The sequence below is a fragment of the Nguyenibacter vanlangensis genome (assembly GCF_013376155.1).
Classification (GTDB): Bacteria; Pseudomonadota; Alphaproteobacteria; order Acetobacterales; family Acetobacteraceae; genus Gluconacetobacter; species Gluconacetobacter vanlangensis.
In genome coordinates, this window is sequence record NZ_JABXXP010000804.1 from 1 (window position 1) to 1,187 (window position 1,187).

The window sequence follows — 1,187 nt, forward strand, 5'->3', positions numbered from 1 at the left end:
CGCCACGCGCGACGGCGCCCCGGCGCTGCCCGCCGTGCAGGCACGCCTGTCCCTGCCGGCCGGCGACTGACCGCCATGGCGGAATAAATGAAATTTATGTCGTATCGGGGACAGTTCACGGCCGTAGCCGTCCCGTAGTCTCATTGCGGATGAGAAATCAAGTGCCGGGAGAGCGATCATGTCAGAAGGGGCATCGGGCGGCATCAGGCCGCGCCTGCGCGTCGGCTTCATCCTTGCCGATCATTTCACGTTGTCCGCCTTTTCCCTGTTCGTCGACCATCTGCGACTTGCCGCCGACAAGGACGACCGCAGCCGCCCGATCCATTGCGCGTGGCAGGTGCTGTCGGCCTCGGTCCATCCGGTGCGTTCCAGTTGCGGCGTGGCGATCGCGCGCGACGCGCCGCTGGGCGATCCCCGGGCCTTCGACTATATCGTCGTGGTCGGCGGGCTGCTGCACGGACAGGAGCAGATCGACCATGTCACCACCGTCTGGCTGCGCCGGGCGGCGGAGATGGGCATTACCCTGATCGGCGTCTGTACCGGCACCTTCGCCCTGTGCCGCGCCGGGCTGATGAATGATCGCCGCGTCTGCGTGAGCTGGTATCATCGCCAGGATTTCCTGGAGGCGTTTCCCGCGCACGAGGCGGTCAGCGACCAGATGTTCGTCGATGACGGCGACCGCATCACGTGCTCGGGCGGGGGGGCGGCGGCCGACGTGGCGCTGCACCTGATCGAACGCAGCATCGGCCGCCCGGCCGGGCTGAAGGCCAGCCATATCCTGCTGATGGAACGCGCCGGCACGAGCGGCAGCCAGATCCGGCTGCAGCCGCAGCCCCCCACCCTGGCCTCGGCGACCCGGCTTGCCGACCCCCGGGTACGGCGCGCCATCCTGCATATGGAGCAGAACATGGCGCGGCCGCTGCCGATCGCGCAGCTCGCCGCCCGGCTGGGCATTTCCAGCCGGCAACTGGAACGCCTGTTCCAGAGCACGCTGGGCCGCAAGCCGCAGGATTTCTATCGCATGCTGCGGCTGCGCCACGCCCGCGCCCTGCTGGAAGCGGGCGAAATGAGCGTGACGGAGATCGCCATCGAAATGGGGTTTTCCGACTGCTCGCACTTCTCGCGCCATTTCAAGACGGCGTTCGGCATCAGCCCCAGCGCGTGCCACCGCACCGCCGCCCCCGACC

At 68.2% G+C, this 1,187-nt stretch carries 1 protein-coding gene; it reads left to right on the forward strand.

Annotated features, from left to right (window positions below; all coding sequences use genetic code 11):
• Positions 1-178: 178 nt before the first annotated feature.
• A partial coding sequence (locus HUK84_RS19205; protein WP_176641641.1) for a GlxA family transcriptional regulator occupies positions 179-1,187 on the forward strand: 1,009 nt, incomplete at its 3' end.